Here is a 15,951-nt window from a genome sequence, read left to right on the forward strand (position 1 = left end):
GTGAACGGGTATTGGTGACACACTGGCTTGCCTGCGTGGTGGCATTCCCGCCGCGCAGGCAAGCACCGGCCGCGTTGTTATCCATGCCGCCAGAAGCGCGCCAGTCGCCATCCGCCGTAAAGCACGAGGACGACTCCCGCGCCAAAACGGAAGGTGAGGGTTCGAGGGGTGGTGGTTCCCCACTCGATGATGTACCACGCGCCCACCAGAATGAAAAACAACGGGAGAAGCCAGCCCCCAAGTGGACGACGAGGTTTCTTTTCTGGCGTCATCGGCGTAGCTTGTTCCACGGCAGCAAAGTTCCCACACCATGCCATAGCTTGACCGGCTTGCCAAAAGTGACGCCGGCACTAGGGAAAAACGTACGGTGGAGTTGACTGGAAGTGTCGCTTTGGTAACGGGAGGCGCGCGCCGCTTGGGGGCGGCCATGGCGTGCGCGCTGGCGGTACGGGGCGTCCAGGTCGCGCTCCATTGCCATGGGTCGCGGCCGGTAGCCGAAAACCTAGCGGCCGAGTTGCGCGCCACCGGGGCCACGGTTGAAGTTTTTTCAGCCGATCTGCGGCAAGCCCCGGCGGTGGACGCGCTCTTCGCGGCGGTCGAACGGCGGTTCGGCACGCTTCACATTCTGGTCAACAACGCTGCCGTGTTTGAGCGCCGTCCGGTGCTCGAACTCACTGATGCCGACTGGGAGCAGACGTTGGCCGTCAACCTGACCGCGCCCTTCTGGTGTGCGCGCCGGGCCGCGAAACTGATGCTGGCGCAGGGGCGCGGCAAGATCATCAACTTGGCTTGTGTTGGGGGCGTGCGTCCGTGGTCGGCCTACGTTCACTACAACGTCTCGAAAGCCGGCCTCATCATGCTGACCGAAGGTCTGGCCAAAGCCCTTGCGCCGGTCATCCAGGTCAATGCCATTGCGCCGGGGATTGTTGACCTGACCGGCGCTCGCCAGGGCGTCACGCCGGACGACATCACGCGGGCGTTGCTGTACTTGCTCGATACTGACGCGGTGACGGGCGAAACGCTGTTTGTGGATGCGGGCTACCGACTGGGTATCAAGCCCAACGTGTAGCTTGAGCCTGAGCGGCATGCTATAGTCACCTGACTTCGTGTAAAAACTTCGATGTCCTAACGTAAAAGAGAGAAAATGATGAAGTTGCTTTCTGTGGTGTTGATGCTCTGGGGCGTGCTTGTCGGGGCGGTTGCGCCAGCTTGCAGGGCGTTGGCCGCGGCGGAGACGCCGGCGCCGGGGTTGACATCTGAGCTTGCTGCGCAAACCGAATGGAAGGTCACCGGCCCCTTTGGAGGGACGGTGCGCGCCCTGGCGCAAGACCCAACCAATCCGAAGCGCATGTTCATTGGGACGGCAGACGGGCAAATCTACGCGACGACAGATGGGGCGCAGACTTGGCAGTGGCTACCGACCTTCAATCGCCCGCAGTACATCATCGAAAGCATCACGATTGACCCAACGGCAACCAACACGCTCTATGCCGCCGTTTGGGTGCTTGAAAATGACCGCGAAGGCGGCGTGTACAAATCCACCGATGGTGGTGAGACCTGGCGGGCTGTCCTGAAGCACGAATCCGTCCGGGCCTTTGCCCTTGCGCCAGGCAATGCCAGTGTCCTGGTGGCCGGTTCGCGCAGTGGAGCTTTCCGTTCCACGGATGGTGGGGAAACTTGGGCGCGGTTTTCTCCAACTGACCAGACCGGCATTCGGAATATCGAGTCCGTGGCAATTGATCCACGCAGTGCCGATACGGTGTATGTCGGCACGTGGTACTTGCCGTGGAAGACCGTGGACGGTGGGAATAACTGGACGTTCATCCACGGTGAGACCTCAAAGTTGATTGAAGATTCGGATATTTTCAGCATTGCGATTGACAACTTTGATCCAGACCGCGTCTATTGCAGCGCGTGCAGTGGCATCTACCGGAGCCTCGATGGCGGGCGTAACTGGACAAAGTTCAAGGGCATTCCTTCGAGCGCCCGTCGGACACACGTCATTTTCCCGCACCCAACCCGCGAGCGAGAAATCTTTGCCGGCACGACCGAAGGCCTCTGGCGTACCACGGATGGCGGGGAAACCTGGCGGCAGGTGCTGCCTTCGACAACGACGATCAACGAGATTCGCGTTCACCCCACGGCCCCCGACCGAGTCATCGTCGGCACGGAAAATAGTGGGGTTCTCATCAGCGAGGATGGCGGAACTACCTTTCGGCCCTTCAACCACGGATTTGTTGCGCGGCGCGTCTCCGGGCTGTTGGCAGACAGCATGCAGCGCGGACGGCTGTTTGCAAGCGTGATGTTCAACGGTGCCGAAGGTGGCGTCTATGTCTCAACCGATCTGGGCCAAACGTGGCAGCCGGCTTCGCAGGGGCTTGGCGCACGCGATGTGTATGGCCTCCATGCGCCCGTTGGTAACTCGCGCCGCCTCTATGCGGCAACGAACGATGGCGTCTTTTTCACGGAGAATGGCGGAAGCCTCTGGCAGCCGGCCAACCCGGCCGCAACCTGGAAGCCAACGCCGGTGGCACCAGGCGGCCGCCCACCTGCCCCGGTGACAACCGCGCCTAGCCCACGCCCGGCTGCCAAGAAACGCCAAGTGGCAGCGCGTCCGTCCACGCGCCGAACGGTCCTCCGGCAGCGGCTGAAAGGCCATGTTGTGGAGCTAGCCTCCACGGGAGAAGGCTGGCTCTATGCCGCTGCCTGGGATGGTCTTTTCCGAACGGATAATCCAGCCAAGGGCTGGGAAAAAATCAATCTAGGTGCTTATCGCGGACGGCTCTTCTCGATTGCCGTGTCGCCCCGCAACCCGGATGTCTTGCTTGCCGGGATTTCAGACGGTTTGCTGATGAGTTCAGACGGCGGCGTCACTTGGCAGCGGGCCGACCTACCGATGAAAGCCGTCAAGGATGCGACCTGTGTCCAGGAAATTGCCATTCACCCACGCCAGCCAGAAACCATCCTGGTCGGCACGCGCCGGACGGCCTACCTAAGCCGAGACGGTGGCAAATCCTGGGAACGACTCGCCCGCGGCATCGGTTTTGGCGATATTGCTGTCATTCGGTTCAACCCACGCAACGCCGACGAAGTCCTGATTGGTGATGCCCAGGGTGGGGGGCTATATCTTTCCGTCAATGGTGGGCAGCTTTTTCACCGCCTCGACCAGCGGGCCGTCTTGCCTGGACGCCGGATGTGGGCGGCGGCATTTGACCCCTTTACGACCGGGCGCGTCTATGCTGGCTCAGTGACGTCCGGGGTCATGATTGCCACGATCCCCGGCGTTGCGCCGCTGTCGGCCAGCCAGTAACCATCTTTCTTCGGCATGCCTGAGCTTCCTGAAGTGGAAGGCGTTGCGCGTGAGCTACGGCAACGCCTCAACCAGCGGCAGATTGTGCGCGTGGTGGTGACTCGCCCACGGCTTGTCGCGCCGCAGTCGGTGGAATCATTTGCCGAATGTTTGCGTGGCGCGTCCTTTGTTGACGTTGGCCGCCGGGGCAAACATTTGCTTCTGCACCTCGACAATGCACACACGTTGGTCATTCACTTACGGATGGCCGGGCGTTTTCTCTATGTTGCGCCGACCGCGCCCTTGCCCAAGTTCATCCATGCCAGATTTGAGCTTGATAATGACCGTTGGTTGGCATTCCAGGATCAGCGCCATTTTGCCATCATGCGCCTCGCGCCAACGGATAGCCTTCACCAGCTTAAGGAACTCCGCGACCTTGCCCCGGAGCCGCTCGGACCGGATTTCACTCGCGACTACCTACGGCGCACGCTCGCCGGTACGCAGCGCCCGATCAAGGAGGTCTTGCTTGACCAGACCCGCGTCGCCGGACTCGGCAATATCTATGCGGCGGAGGCACTTTTTGCGGTTGGTATCCATCCTCTGACGCCGGCCAACGCTATTCCCAAAGCGAAAGTTGATTACCTGTGGCAAGTCATCCGCATCTTACTTGAGTCAGCGATTGAGGCGGGCAGCACCATTGATGTGAACCCAGAAAACATCACCGGCCAGTATTTTGGCGCTGCCTTTGCCGAAGCCCTGCTGGTTTATGACCGGGAAGGCGAACCATGTGTGCGGTGTGAAACGCCCATTGCCCGAATCCGCCAAGCGCAACGCTCAACCTACTTTTGCCCCAAGTGCCAGCGTCCGCGTGCCAAGACCACACGACAAGCCCGAAGTTGATGTGCTAGGGTTTCGGAACTTATTTCTAACCCCCGAAGTTTTTTGATGGTCAGCAACGGAAACCGTTTTTGGAAAACAGGGTGCTTCGTATGGATCAGCAAACAACCAATGCGGCCTGGGGAACGCTCAAGTATCGAGACGCGGCTGGAAAAGAAGTCGTTCTGGCTTTGAATAAACCACTTTTTCGCATTGGGCGTCTCGCCGATAACGATTTGCAGTTGGACGACCCTTACGTGTCGCGCCTACACGTCGAGCTGCGGTTTGACGGCACGCAAGCAGTGCTGGTGGACCGAAGCAGCACCGGGGCAACCTACGTCAACGACCAACGGGTTTCAGAGTCTCGGTTACGAAATGCCGACCGGCTATCCCTCGGCCGCAAGATGGCTGGGGCGGAGATGATTTTTGAGTATGTCAATCAGGACGCGAAGCAGCCGGAAGGCAACGACCCCCACCAGGTGATGTCGGTGATTGACCACTCCCAGACGCGCTATCTCAATACCTCGCTGATTCGCGCCGCAAATCTAACCAACGCCGCGACCGTCAATCGCTTGAAGGCGCTTTACGAGATCACGAGCGCGATCCTGGCCGTTACAACCCGTGAGGAACTGGCCGAAAAGCTTCTGACGCTCCTGTTTGACTTGCTGCCGGCCGAGCGGGGTGTGATTTTACTGGCCGATCCCAAGGACAACAGCCTACGCCAGCAAGCAGCGCGGTTGCGGAATGGGGATGCCGCCCAGGTTTCGCCGAGTCAAACAATTGTGCATCGCGTCTATGAGGGCAACGTGGCTGAACTGTGCCTTGACGCCCGCAATGACGCCCGTTTCGCGAGTCAGCAAAGTATCATTTTTCAGTCTATCCGGTCGGTGATGTGCGCGCCCATCAGCTCGGCGACCCGGACGTGGGGCGTTTGCTACCTCGACAATCTGACGACCAAGAAAACGTTTGAAGATGAAGAGCTTGAATTTTTGATGGCGGTTTCGCGGCAGGCCGGGTTGGCGTTAGAAAACATTTACTTGCTGGAAGAGCAGAAAATTACTTTCCAGAGCTTCGTGACGACGCTAGCGGCTTCGATTGATGCCCGCGATGACCTGACCGCTGGCCATTCAGCGCGGGTAGCCCGCTATTCACGCTCGATTGCAAAGTATATGAATCTGTCCGAAGCCGAACGGCGACGGATTTACTACGCCGGATTGCTGCACGATTACGGTAAAATCGGGACGCGCGAGGCCATCCTGTGCAAGCCGGGCAAGTTGACGCCGGAAGAGTACGCGCACATGCGCGACCACGCCAAAAACACCTTTGACATTTTGTCAAAGATTCATTTCACGCGAGAGATGCAAGACCTGCCCCTCGTGGCAGCCGGGCATCACGAAAACCTGGATGGCAGTGGCTACCCGTTTGGCTTGAAAGGTGATGAGATCCCAATCGGAGCGCGGATCATTGCCGTGGCCGATTTTTTCGACGCGCTCACCCACAAGCGCCACTACCGAGAACCGATGCCGATTGAAGAGGTTCTCGAACTCATTGATGAAAGTACCGGATCAAAGTTTGACCCACGGGTGGTCGCCGCGCTCAAGCAGTTTGTCGTGAATGAGTTTCTACCCAACCAACGAAAGCGTGCTGAAGCCGAAGCGCGCCGCGCACAGTCTGTCCAGCAGGTAGGCGACATCACAGGCGAAGTGACCGCTCCCAGTGAAGATACGACGATGGCCGTAGCTCCCCCAAAGACGGTCTCTATGGACCCGGTTCTGCTCTGAGGTTGCGTCGAAAACGACCACTAGGGACAAGCTTCTTCCAGATCGCGCGCGACTCTGGACGCCGCGCCAAGTCCAATGCAGCCGCGCACTGGGTCATACCGGTAGGGTTCACCGCTTGGATCAAGCGGCAGGCGGTCATAGCGGCTGAAGCGCCGCGAGAATTCCTCGTGAAAAAGCGCTAGCGGCCGCCCAAGCGCATCGTAAGCCTCAGCGCGATGCTCGGCGATGAGCGGGAACACCTCGCTGAACGTGGCTGGGTTGCGTTGGTGAATTTCCCGAAAGCGAGCAATCATCCGGGTCATGAACTCACGCTCATCCAGCGATGTCAGTTGCTGGAGTCGCCACTCAGCGCCCAAGCGCGCACCCTCATGCTCGGCTTCATCACGGAGCTGCTGAAACAGTAAGTATGACGTCCGTCGGTCGCCGCCACGGGTTTTGGCCGCGCCGACCATGACGGCTGTCCAATCGCGATCCTTTGAACCCAACGCCAGCTCAGAAGCGCGTTGATAGGCCTCGGCGCACTCATCGTAGCGCTTGGCGCGCCAGCAGATGGCGCCGTAATCCGACCACATGCGGAATAGCGTTTTCTGGTCCTTCTGCGCAGCAATCCCTTTGCGCAACAGTGCCAGCGCCGCATCGTAATCGAACTCCGCCAGAAAAATGGCCCCGGTTCGATAAGCCGCTACGAAGTTCGGGTCAACGGTGGTTGTGATGTCAAGCATGGGCGCAAGGATCGGCATGTCATCCTTGGAGAGTCGTGAGAAATCCACGGCCCCCTCGCCGGTCAGCCCACCCGTCAGCTTTCGACCGAAATACTGCACGGTACGAATCCAGTAAAGGTCGGATACAACGCCGTCAAATCCAAATGACAAGCGTCGTACCGTTTCACCAGAGCGGATGTAAAGCGTTTCCTCAACCGCGCGACTGGACTGAAACGTCGCATCGAATCGGGCTTGCAGTGGGTAGAGACAGGTCAGCCCAACCAGGATGACGCCCCAGCACAGGTAAGCCCGGCGGCGTTCTTCGTTCGTTCTGGCTGAGCTATTTGAAGTTGCGTCGTTCAAAGACATAGATCGTCAGTGAGAGCAGAATACCGAGATAGACCACGCCATACAGGCAGGCAAGGCCAAGCTGTGCGCTGGTGATGGGGATGCCATGCGCCGTACGAGTAATGAAGTTGAAGTTGTTGAGGTTGGGGAGCAGGTAGTAAAGCCCCCAGAGAACGACCTGGGTCACACGCAGCGACGGATAGGTTTCAACGTTGAGGACATCGGCGAACAGCTTGAGATCAGGCGTGAAGTTACACACCAAGTAGCTTACGATGCTAAAGAGCGTTGCCAGCGCCGGTGTCGTAAACGATGAAAAAAGCAGCGCCAGCGCCGTTGCCAACAGCAGTTCGACGTAGAGCAAGAACGCCGCCGGGATAATACCAAATGGCGATGGGTCGGTTGGCCGTCGCACGTAAAACAGCGCCACAATCAAGGCCACAAGCATGACTGCGCAATTGACCAACAGCGTGAGCGATAAACCAAAAAACTTCCCAAGAATGAACTCGTAGCGATGCAGAGGTTTTGACAAGATGGTGTAAATCGTGCGCCGTTCGATTTCTTTGTAAACCAGCCCGGTGCCGATGAAGACGGCAATGAGATAGCCAAACAGCAGGAGCGTGCTCAGGCCGAGGTCCACCATCGCCTTGCGTTCCTGATTGATGGAAAGCTCGCCGATAAGAAGTGAGGCGGCGATGAGGATGAGCACCGCCACAACCAAGTTATAAAGAACCTTGTCGCGTACCGATTCGCGGAAAGTATTGAGTGCGACGATTGAAATCTGTTTCACTCTGCCCCCCTGCCCTAAGCCGCCAGGAACTCTTTATCTACGTTCTATAGTTAGGCGTAAATTATTCGCATGCATAGAACAACGGCAAGCCGATGACCCACAAGATTCAGGAACAACTGGTCGTTACAGACCGTCAACCATTCAACTGGCGGCTGCGTGATGGCGAACTGGCGCTGGGCACAACCACGCGCTTGATGGGGATTCTCAACGTCACGCCGGATTCATTCTCGGATGGAGGGCATTATGCGAGCCACGAAGCTGCCGTAAACCACGCCCGGGAGATGGTCGAGCTTGGCGCGGACATCATTGATGTCGGCGGCGAATCCACGCGCCCCGGTGCTCAACCCATAGACGAAAAGGATGAAATGGCGCGCGTCCTGCCGGTGATTGAGGCCCTGGCCGGGACGATTGCCGTTCCACTTTCGATTGATACCTACAAGGCTTCGGTAGCGGATGCAGCGCTCAAGGCTGGCGCTTCGATTGTCAATGACATTTCAGGCTTTCGTTTTGATGCGCGCATGCCCGAAGTCATTGCGCGTCACAGCGCTGGGGTGGTGATCATGCACAGTCGCGGTCGGCCCGGTGAGCTTCACGGACTTTCGCCAGTGCTTGACATCTTCGCCGATGTTGAAGCCAGCTTCCGCCGTAGCCTCGTTGTCGCCCAAACGGCCGGTATCAACCCGAACTGCATCGTGTTCGACCCAGGGCTGGGATTTGGCAAGACGCTGGACGACAACCTGTTCCTGCTTGGCGGGTTGCCGCGCCTATCCAGGCTTGGCCGTCCATTATTGGTTGGGCCCTCGCGTAAGTCATTCATTGGCGTCGTCACGCAACGACCTGAGCCATCCACGCGCTTACTCGGAAGCGCCGTCAGCGTAGCGTTGGCAGCCGCCGGGGGGGCGCATATTGTTCGCGTTCATGATGTCGCCGCGATGCGAGAAAGTCTTGCCTTGGTGGATGCCATCCGCCAAGCAACCCACGCGACCAAAGATCGCTTGGCGGGTTTCGAAAAAAGTGATTCGGGCGAGTCGGTCGCTTGAAGTTTCTCGGCAAAGGAATCAGCAAACTTTGCTACGCTTGGCAGGGCGCGGCTGAAAGCCAATACTTCGACTGCGAAAGGAGCCCCGACCATGTCCGCCTCATACGAGTTGGCGTTGCCGACCATGGATGACCTCCCCAGCGAGTTTGAAGGAGAGGAAGCCTTGCCTGACGAGTTTCACGCTTTCCTGGCTTACCTGCTCATCGAGACCTTCCGTCCCCCCAAGTTCCTCCCCGACCGCTACTTCTCGGCACTGGACATGTATCTCTACTACCAGGCGCAGCCGACCTTGCACGGCTTGCGTCCCGACTGGTTTGGCGTCGTGGATGTGCCGCTGCTGCGCGAGGGGCGGCAGCGGACAAGCTTCGTGGTGTGGGAGGAAAAGGCCACGCCGCTCATCATCGTGGAGGCACTTTCGCCCGGCACGACGCGGAATGACCTTGGCCGGGGGGCGTTGCCGGCGCAGGACGGCCCGACGAAGTGGGAGGTGTATGAGCGGCATTTGAAAGTACCGTACTACGTGACGGTGAATCACCATCGGCGGCCGGCGGAGGTGCGATTTTTCCGGCACGACGGGGTTGGGTTGCGGGAGGTGACGAGTGGGGAGGGGCGGCTGTGGCTGCCGGAAGCCGGGTTGGGGATCGGGGTTTGGCGCGGGCGGTTCAAGCGGCTGGAGGGGGACTGGGTGAGGTTTTACGACGCGGAAGGGCGGTGGCTTGCCACGGACGAGGAGCGGGCGGAGGCGGAGCAGGCAGCAAAGGAACGTGAGCGAGCGGAGAAAGAGCTGGCTTGGCAGCAAGCTGAACAAGAGCGCGCCGAGAAAGAACATGAGCGCACTGAGAAAGAACATGAGCGTGCCGAGAAAGAGGCGGCTTGGCGGCAAGCCGAGCAGGAGCGATTGGCGAAGGAAGCGGCCCTGGCGCGCGAGCAACAAGAACGCGCGGAGAAAGAACGCCTGGCGGCGAAGCTGCGCGCCCTAGGACTGGACCCAGACGCAGTGTGATTCAAAAGCGGTGAGGTGGGTCGTGCCGTCCTCGATGGATGTCATGCTTCCTGCAGAGGGAACGGTCAGGTAAGGGTGTGACTACATAACCGGCAATGGCGCATCCTCACGGATAACAAGCTTGCCAGCGTCACTCCACAGGCGCTCCAGTCCATAAAATTCCCGTTGCTCAGGCGTGAAGACATGGACGATAACATCCCCGTAGTCCATCAAAACCCACTCGCCATCGGCGTAGCCCTCGATGTGCCGTGGATAAACCTTGAGCGTTGCCAGTTGCTTTTCGACTTCATCGGCCAATGCCTGTACGTGGCGCGACGACGTGCCGGTGGCAATCACAAAGTAATCGGCAAAGGACGTCAGCTCGCTAATATCAAGCACAATTGGCGCGACGCCTTTTTTTTCCTGCAAGGCATGCAAGGTCTTCCACACGCGGCGGTCTTCAACGTTGGGTGGAGTGCGCTCGGTTTGGCTGGCGACGTTATGCGCTAGCGAAGTCGGTGAAGTGTCGTTCGTCATCGAGTGTGGTGTCCGTTTGAATAAAGTCCATATACATGAATATACCGCTCAACCAGCGGCGGAACGAAGCGCGCAATCGAGCGCCCTTCGCTCACGGCCTGGCGAATGTCGGTGGCCGAGACATCCAGGGCAAACAAATCTGTCAGAAAGACATGCATGCCAGCGTCGAGGTTGCTGGTGACGGCTTGCTGGCTTGCGCGGCCGCCACGCAAGTCAATGACGCGCCGCGTGCCGTAGCGTTCGGCCAGGGTCGCCAGATCACCAACTTCGTACTTCGGACGGGTCATGACAATCAGATGGCAACTATCCAGCAGGGTTTCATAGCGTTCCCACTTGGGCAGGCTCACGAATGAGTCCGCGCCCATCATGAAAAACAAATGTGCGTCTGGGCCATAGGACTTCCGAAACGTCGCCACCGTGTCGGCCGTGTAAGGTCGCTCCGGGGCAAAGATTTCGACCATCGAAACGCGGGCAATGTCCATTTGGAGCGTCGCCAGCACCGTCATCGCATAACGGTGGTAGGCTGACGTCACACGGTCGAAGTCCTTGTGCGGGGGGCTGTAGGTCGGAATGAACAACAGTTCATTGAAGTTGAAAATAGCTGCCAAACTTTCCGCCAGCCGTAAGTGCCCGTAATGAATCGGATCAAATGTTCCGCCCAGCAAGCCGACCCGCCGGCGCGGTGTGGCAGTCGGCACGGGGGCGCTGGTGAGTGGTGTCGTCCGCGGCTTAGGCTTTTGGGTGCGCCCGGTCATAAACTTCCATGAGGCGATCGGTTGAAACGTGTAAGTACTGCTGCGTCGTCGTCAACCGGGCGTGGCCGAGCAACTCCTGGATAGCACGCAGGTCGGCCCCCGCTCCGAGCAGGTGCGTGGCAAACGAGTGGCGCAGACTGTGCGGGCTGATGTGGTGCAGGTCGCTGCACTGGCGAATGTACTTATCAATCAGCCGACCAACGGAGCGGGTGGTGAGCCGTGTTCCCTGGTAGTTGAAAAACACGCAGTTGGGTTCACGCTTATCCTCTGGGGCGTGCGCGAGGAGTTGCCCACGGACGCCTAAGTAAAGTTCCAGCGCCTTGGAGGCATATTCGCCGAACGGGACGATGCGCTCTTTGCGTCCCTTGCCGCGAACCCTGACGCACTGGTTTTTGAAATCAATGTCTTCGAGGTTCATCCCGACCAACTCCGAAACGCGCACGCCGGTGGCGTAGAGCATCTCCAAAATGGCTCGGTCGCGCTTGCCCAGAACGGTTTCCAGGTCGGGCATCTCGACAAACCGCATGGCCTCTTCGACAGTAAGGTGATTCGGTAGCTTTTTCTCTAAACGGGGTGATGCCACCAGTTGGGCCGGATTGAGTTCAAGCACCCCCTCCCGGCAGAGATGGCGGAAAAAAGCCCGGAGGGTGGCTAGTTTGCGCGCGATTGACGTTTTCTTTTTCCGCTTGTCATACAGCGTGGTCAGATACTCGCGAATGGTGATGTTATCAATGTCGTGAATATCAACCGCGCGCCGAGTACCTTGCGCATCTGGTGGACACAAGAAGTCATGAAACTGTTCCAAATCCCCAAGGTAGCACCGCAAGGTGTGCGCCGAGGCGTTCCGCTCGTACATCAGAAATTTTTTGAAGTCCTCGATGTAGTCGGCCAACGTTGGCACATCCGGCATCCGGCTTTCAGCTCCTCCCTATCCATTTTCCCAAGTCGTTTTGCTATTGTGCGTGACTGATGGCGTGCTCGGCAATGGCGACTGCCTTGCCCTGCTACCCAGATGGCTATCATGCATCATGTCCCTGCTTGCGCTTCAAACTGAACTTGCAGATGAACTGGAAACCATCCGGGCGTCTGGCCGCTGGCGTGAGTTGAGGGCAGCTCAGTCGCCACCAACGGTAACCTTTGTGCGCGAGGATCGGACGTGGCTCAACTTTTCCAGCAACGACTATCTCGGTTTAGCGACCCATCCGCGTCTCATTGCTGCGGCACAGACCGCTACAGCCGCCTGGGGGGTTGGGGCGACGGCCAGCCGCCTGATTTGCGGCACACTGACCCTGCACAGTGCGTTGGAAACTGCCCTGGTGGATTTCAAGGTCGGTGGTCAGCCGGGCTACCGGGCGCTGCTGTTCAACAGCGGCTATCACGCTAACCTAGCATTGTTGGCCACTTTAGCTGGTGCCGGGGATGTGATTTTTTCCGACGCGCTCAATCATGCCAGCTTGATCGATGGCTGCCGCTTGAGCCGTGCTACCGTCGTCGTCTATCGGCACAACGATGTGGATGACCTGCGCGCCAAACTTGCCGAGCATCCACGAGCACGCCGTAAGCTCATTGTCACCGAAGCCGTGTTTTCAATGGACGGTGACGTTGCGCCACTCGATGAGTTGCTTGCGCTGGCAGAAGCCTTTGGGGCCTGGGTGGTGCTTGACGAAGCCCATGCCACGGGCGTACTAGGCCCGCATGGGCGCGGTCTGGCGGCTACGGTTGCATCAGCCGATCATCCACTCATCACCATGGGAACACTAAGCAAGGCGCTTGGAAGCTTTGGCGCGTTTGTCGTCGCGCCCGAAGTGGTTATTGAGCTACTCACGAATCGGGCGCGGCCGTTTATCTTCACCACGGCCCTCCCCCCAGCCCCAGTTGCCGCCGCGCTGGAAGCCGTCTGCTTGCTACAGGAAAGCGATCAGTTGGTCCGTATGCTGCGCGCCAATATCGTTGAGATGGCGACAGCGCTTGGTCTCCCGCCGACGTGGCCGACGCCGATCTTCCCGGTTGTGCTGGGCAGCGAACAAGCCGTGATGTACGCCATGCAAACACTCCAGGACGCGGGTTTCTATGTGGTTGGCATCCGTCCGCCAACCGTCCCGCCCGGCGCTTCCCGCCTGCGGTTAACGGTTACGGCTGCCCATACCGAAGCCCAAATTGGGGCTGTGGCCAAGGCCATCCGCGCTATTTGCCGACCGCCAGCGTGAAGTCACCAGCCTGAACCCAGTCCACTCGCTTGCCGCTTGGTTCCATTCTTAGCCTCCGCCAGAGCAGCACCGGTTCCGTGGGTCACTCATAGCGGAGGGCTTCAGCCGGATCGAGGTAAGCCGCTTTGATGGCCGGAATGAGTCCAGAGATGAGGCCGATGCTGACCGAGATAACAAATCCCACCATAACCCAGAACATTGAAACGCTGGACGGTAGGACTGGAACCGTGGCATTGAGAAGTGCACTGATGGTGATGCCGGCCACAATACCAATACAACCACCGAGTCCCGTGAGTGACATGGCTTCAATGAGAAACTGCATGATGATGTCACGTCGGCGCGCACCCAGAGCACGGCGCGTACCGATTTCTTTCGTCCGCTCCGTAACGGAGACCAGCATGATGTTCAAGACACCAATGCCCCCAACGAGGAGGGCCATGCCGGAGATTGGGACGACAATGGCGGCCAGCACGAGCGTAATTTTCCCAAAACCTTCTTTCTCAGCCGTTGGGGTTGAAAGATGAAAGTCATCGGCCTTGTAAAATGGAACGTTACGTCGCTTGCGTAACAGCCGCGTGATGTCATCCACCATGCGGTCAAGCTGTCCATCCTTGGCCTTGGCGACAATAATGTAGTTCTTGTTCCGCGGATAAAGTCGCCGAAAGGTCGCATGTGGAATGATGGCGCAGTTGTCTTCCCAGTTTGCGCCGGGAAACATGCCGCGCGCCGGACTTTTTTCAAGAACGCCAACCACCCGGAAGATTTGCCCGTTGATGGTTAACTCTTTTCCAACGGCTTCCGTCGTCCCGAAGAGTGTCTCCGCCGTGTCGTAGCCGATGACGGCGACCGGCACGCCATGTCGGCTCTCAACATCAGTGTAGTAGCGCCCGGTGAGCATCTGCATGTTGCGGGCTTCGAGAAATGCCGGGTCTCCGCCGCGCAGAACGGGACTATTCGCCTGGCGGTCACGGTATTTCAAAATAGGTGGATCAGGACCACCAGGCCACTTACCCAGCGAGGCGGTGGCGGCCGCCACGCTTGGCAACTCGGCAATTGCGAGCCCATCTTCATACGTCAAGTCTTTCCGTTGACGTTCTTCAAAGGTGGGGTCGCGTGGGCCGCCAAAGTCAAACTTGGAGACAAAAACGGTGTTTGTCCCGAAGCGTTCAACCATGGCGGCAAAGCTTGCTTCAAGTCCGGTGACCACCGACGACACCAAAATGACGGAGGTCGTTCCGATGATGACCCCTAGGATCGTCAGAAGTGACCGAAACTTGCGGGCTGCAATCGTCGCAAAGGCCTGCCCAATACTTTCTCGAACACTGTAAAACCACATGGTGAATGTTCTTCCTTACCGGGAAGTTGGCTTAGGGTTGGGGCAGATTGCTTTACTCGTTACGCAGGGCAACGATCGGGTCCAGGTTGGCGGCCCGGTAGGCCGGGTAGATACCGAAAATCAGCCCAACCCCAGTTGAAACGACCAGTGCCAGAACAACTGCCCAGATGGGCATGGCAAATGGCAGCCCAAACTGCCCGGCAATAACCAGTCCAACCCAGGCAATCGCCAATCCCAAGACGCCGCCTGTGCCGGACAAAAGTGAGGATTCAACCAGAAACTGCGACAGAATATCCCATCGCCGAGCGCCCAAGCTTTTGCGGATGCCGATTTCACGGGTTCGCTCAGTGACGGCCACCATCATGATGTTCATGATGACGATGCCGCCCACCACCAGCGAAATGGAGACGACGCCGAGTGCCACAACGGCAATCATTCCAGTCAGGTTGCGCCACAGGTCCTTGAGCGCATCCGCACCAATGAAGGCAAAGTCATCCCGCTGCTCCGGTCGCAAGTGATGGCGTGCGCGCATAATGCCGCGGACTTGATCTTCAAGGGCCTCAAGCGTAACGCCTGGCTTAGGTTGTAGGACAATAGCCAGTGATTGGCGGGGCCCAAACATCCGCAAGTGGACTGATGGTGGCACAACGATGAAGGTGTCACGGTCATTTCCTAAAAATGAACCGAGTTCCTTCGAGACCCCAATGATACGGAACGGCTCGCCCAGAATGCGTATTTCACGTCCAACCGGGTTGGCGCCGCCAAAGAGTTTCTCACGGATTTTGTAGCCGACGAAAACGACGTTGGCACGGTTTTCGTCGTCGCTTTCAACAATGAACCGTCCATCTTCGACCGAGATGTTACCTGCTCCCATCGCCGGGATGGTTGGCGAATAACCAATGACCGAAACATTGGTCAGTTCTGTCCCGCCCTGCCGCAGGTAGGGGATAGACTGGTCCAGCCGGATGCCCATTTCCTGGGCCAGATTCGCTCGTTCGCGCAAGTCACGGTAGTCGTCTAGCGTGATGATTTTGTTTTTCTGGACGCGGAGCCATTCATCGAGCCCAAGGACGATGCCATACCGGTCGAGAATGATCGTATTGGCACCGAATTCGTCCTCCATGGTCTGGGCGACATAGATGTTCATCCCTTCAATCACGGCGGCCACTGCCACGACCGTCATGACGCCAAAAACGACGCCGAGAAGCGTCAAAAAACTTCGTAACTTGTGGGCACGCAAGGCTTCGACGGCCAGCCGAACCGCCTCACGAAAGGGCATCGCGCCAGTGGACATCAGAAACCTCGGTGCGCTA

At 58.5% G+C, this 15,951-nt stretch carries 15 protein-coding genes; 7 read left to right on the forward strand and 8 right to left on the reverse strand.

Annotated features, from left to right (window positions below; genetic code table 11):
• Positions 1–77 precede the first annotated feature (77 nt).
• Positions 78–290 (reverse strand): hypothetical protein, encoded by a 213-nt coding sequence (locus J8C06_RS08945; RefSeq protein WP_211428362.1) that lies wholly within the window; start codon positions 288–290, stop codon positions 78–80.
• Between the two features lie 77 nt (positions 291–367).
• Between J8C06_RS08945 and J8C06_RS08950 the strand changes: the two genes are divergently transcribed.
• The 4 genes from J8C06_RS08950 (at position 368) to J8C06_RS08965 (ending at position 5,946) form a co-directional block, all read left to right on the forward strand.
• A complete protein-coding gene (locus J8C06_RS08950) occupies positions 368–1,069 on the forward strand; it encodes an SDR family NAD(P)-dependent oxidoreductase (RefSeq protein ID WP_211428363.1) in 702 nt (233 codons plus the stop codon).
• A 75-nt stretch (positions 1,070–1,144) separates the two neighbouring features.
• Positions 1,145–3,310, forward strand: a complete 2,166-nt coding sequence (locus J8C06_RS08955) for a WD40/YVTN/BNR-like repeat-containing protein (RefSeq protein WP_211428364.1) — start codon at positions 1,145–1,147, stop codon at positions 3,308–3,310.
• Between the two features lie 15 nt (positions 3,311–3,325).
• Entirely contained in the window at positions 3,326–4,189 is an 864-nt protein-coding gene (gene mutM, locus J8C06_RS08960; protein WP_211428365.1) for a bifunctional DNA-formamidopyrimidine glycosylase/DNA-(apurinic or apyrimidinic site) lyase, read from the forward strand.
• A gap of 89 nt (positions 4,190–4,278) precedes the next feature.
• Positions 4,279–5,946, forward strand: coding sequence for an HD domain-containing phosphohydrolase (locus J8C06_RS08965; protein WP_211428366.1), 1,668 nt, complete (start codon positions 4,279–4,281; stop codon positions 5,944–5,946).
• Positions 5,947–5,966: 20 nt separating this feature from the next.
• On the opposite strand, the gene J8C06_RS08970 is transcribed toward J8C06_RS08965, so the two are convergent.
• On the reverse strand, positions 5,967–7,016 hold the full coding sequence (locus tag J8C06_RS08970; RefSeq protein ID WP_211428367.1) for a tetratricopeptide repeat protein: 1,050 nt from the start codon (positions 7,014–7,016) through the stop codon (positions 5,967–5,969).
• Positions 6,988–7,782, reverse strand: coding sequence for an ABC transporter permease (locus J8C06_RS08975; RefSeq protein ID WP_211428368.1), 795 nt, complete (start codon positions 7,780–7,782; stop codon positions 6,988–6,990). The genes J8C06_RS08970 and J8C06_RS08975 overlap by 29 nt, the downstream gene beginning before the upstream one ends.
• 92 nt (positions 7,783–7,874) lie before the next feature.
• Between J8C06_RS08975 and folP the strand changes: the two genes are divergently transcribed.
• Together folP and J8C06_RS08985 are read left to right on the forward strand one after the other, a co-directional pair.
• On the forward strand, positions 7,875–8,822 hold the full coding sequence (folP, locus tag J8C06_RS08980) for a dihydropteroate synthase (protein ID WP_211428369.1): 948 nt from the start codon (positions 7,875–7,877) through the stop codon (positions 8,820–8,822).
• A gap of 90 nt (positions 8,823–8,912) precedes the next feature.
• Complete coding sequence (locus J8C06_RS08985; protein ID WP_211428370.1) at positions 8,913–9,824, forward strand: Uma2 family endonuclease; 912 nt, start codon at positions 8,913–8,915, stop codon at positions 9,822–9,824.
• Between the two features lie 81 nt (positions 9,825–9,905).
• Here J8C06_RS08985 and rsfS read toward each other — a convergent pair whose 3' ends face one another.
• Genes rsfS through J8C06_RS09000 form a run of 3 tightly spaced genes read right to left on the reverse strand, consistent with a single transcriptional unit; the run spans position 9,906 to position 12,005 of the window.
• Positions 9,906–10,340: a ribosome silencing factor gene (gene rsfS, locus J8C06_RS08990; protein WP_211428371.1), complete on the reverse strand. Its 435-nt coding sequence runs from the start codon at positions 10,338–10,340 to the stop codon at positions 9,906–9,908.
• Entirely contained in the window at positions 10,337–11,095 is a 759-nt protein-coding gene (gene nadD / locus J8C06_RS08995) for a nicotinate-nucleotide adenylyltransferase (RefSeq protein ID WP_211428372.1), read from the reverse strand. The genes rsfS and nadD overlap by 4 nt, the downstream gene beginning before the upstream one ends.
• The gene (locus J8C06_RS09000; RefSeq protein WP_211428373.1) at positions 11,070–12,005 is read right to left on the reverse strand and encodes a tyrosine recombinase XerC; all 936 of its coding nucleotides are present in this window, start codon (positions 12,003–12,005) and stop codon (positions 11,070–11,072) included. Before J8C06_RS09000 ends, nadD begins: the two co-directional genes overlap by 26 nt.
• A 118-nt stretch (positions 12,006–12,123) precedes the next feature.
• On the opposite strand from J8C06_RS09000, the gene bioF reads away from it, so the two are divergent.
• Positions 12,124–13,302, forward strand: coding sequence for an 8-amino-7-oxononanoate synthase (gene bioF / locus J8C06_RS09005; RefSeq protein ID WP_211428374.1), 1,179 nt, complete (start codon positions 12,124–12,126; stop codon positions 13,300–13,302).
• A gap of 82 nt (positions 13,303–13,384) precedes the next feature.
• Here bioF and J8C06_RS09010 read toward each other — a convergent pair whose 3' ends face one another.
• Together J8C06_RS09010 and J8C06_RS09015 are read right to left on the reverse strand one after the other, a co-directional pair.
• Positions 13,385–14,638, reverse strand: coding sequence for an ABC transporter permease (locus J8C06_RS09010; RefSeq protein ID WP_211428375.1), 1,254 nt, complete (start codon positions 14,636–14,638; stop codon positions 13,385–13,387).
• A gap of 52 nt (positions 14,639–14,690) precedes the next feature.
• Positions 14,691–15,932, reverse strand: coding sequence for an ABC transporter permease (locus J8C06_RS09015; protein WP_211428376.1), 1,242 nt, complete (start codon positions 15,930–15,932; stop codon positions 14,691–14,693).
• Positions 15,933–15,951 lie beyond the last annotated feature (19 nt).

Source organism: Chloracidobacterium validum, from assembly GCF_018304825.1.
Classification (GTDB): domain Bacteria; phylum Acidobacteriota; class Blastocatellia; order Chloracidobacteriales; family Chloracidobacteriaceae; genus Chloracidobacterium; species Chloracidobacterium validum.

What these genes read in the sequence shown, in the direction of transcription:
- J8C06_RS08955 (WP_211428364.1), top strand. Translation starts at nt 1,145, where the DNA reads ATGATGAAGTTGCTTTCTGTGGTGTTGATGCTCTGGGGCGTGCTTGTC.
- mutM (WP_211428365.1), top strand. Translation starts at nt 3,326, where the DNA reads ATGCCTGAGCTTCCTGAAGTGGAAGGCGTTGCGCGTGAGCTACGGCAA.
- J8C06_RS08965 (WP_211428366.1), top strand. Translation starts at nt 4,279, where the DNA reads ATGGATCAGCAAACAACCAATGCGGCCTGGGGAACGCTCAAGTATCGA.
- J8C06_RS08970 (WP_211428367.1), bottom strand. Translation starts at nt 7,016, where the DNA reads ATGTCTTTGAACGACGCAACTTCAAATAGCTCAGCCAGAACGAACGAA.
- folP (WP_211428369.1), top strand. Translation starts at nt 7,875, where the DNA reads ATGACCCACAAGATTCAGGAACAACTGGTCGTTACAGACCGTCAACCA.
- J8C06_RS08985 (WP_211428370.1), top strand. Translation starts at nt 8,913, where the DNA reads ATGTCCGCCTCATACGAGTTGGCGTTGCCGACCATGGATGACCTCCCC.
- rsfS (WP_211428371.1), bottom strand. Translation starts at nt 10,340, where the DNA reads ATGACGAACGACACTTCACCGACTTCGCTAGCGCATAACGTCGCCAGC.
- nadD (WP_211428372.1), bottom strand. Translation starts at nt 11,095, where the DNA reads ATGACCGGGCGCACCCAAAAGCCTAAGCCGCGGACGACACCACTCACC.
- J8C06_RS09000 (WP_211428373.1), bottom strand. Translation starts at nt 12,005, where the DNA reads ATGCCGGATGTGCCAACGTTGGCCGACTACATCGAGGACTTCAAAAAA.
- bioF (WP_211428374.1), top strand. Translation starts at nt 12,124, where the DNA reads ATGTCCCTGCTTGCGCTTCAAACTGAACTTGCAGATGAACTGGAAACC.
- J8C06_RS09010 (WP_211428375.1), bottom strand. Translation starts at nt 14,638, where the DNA reads ATGTGGTTTTACAGTGTTCGAGAAAGTATTGGGCAGGCCTTTGCGACG.
- J8C06_RS09015 (WP_211428376.1), bottom strand. Translation starts at nt 15,932, where the DNA reads ATGTCCACTGGCGCGATGCCCTTTCGTGAGGCGGTTCGGCTGGCCGTC.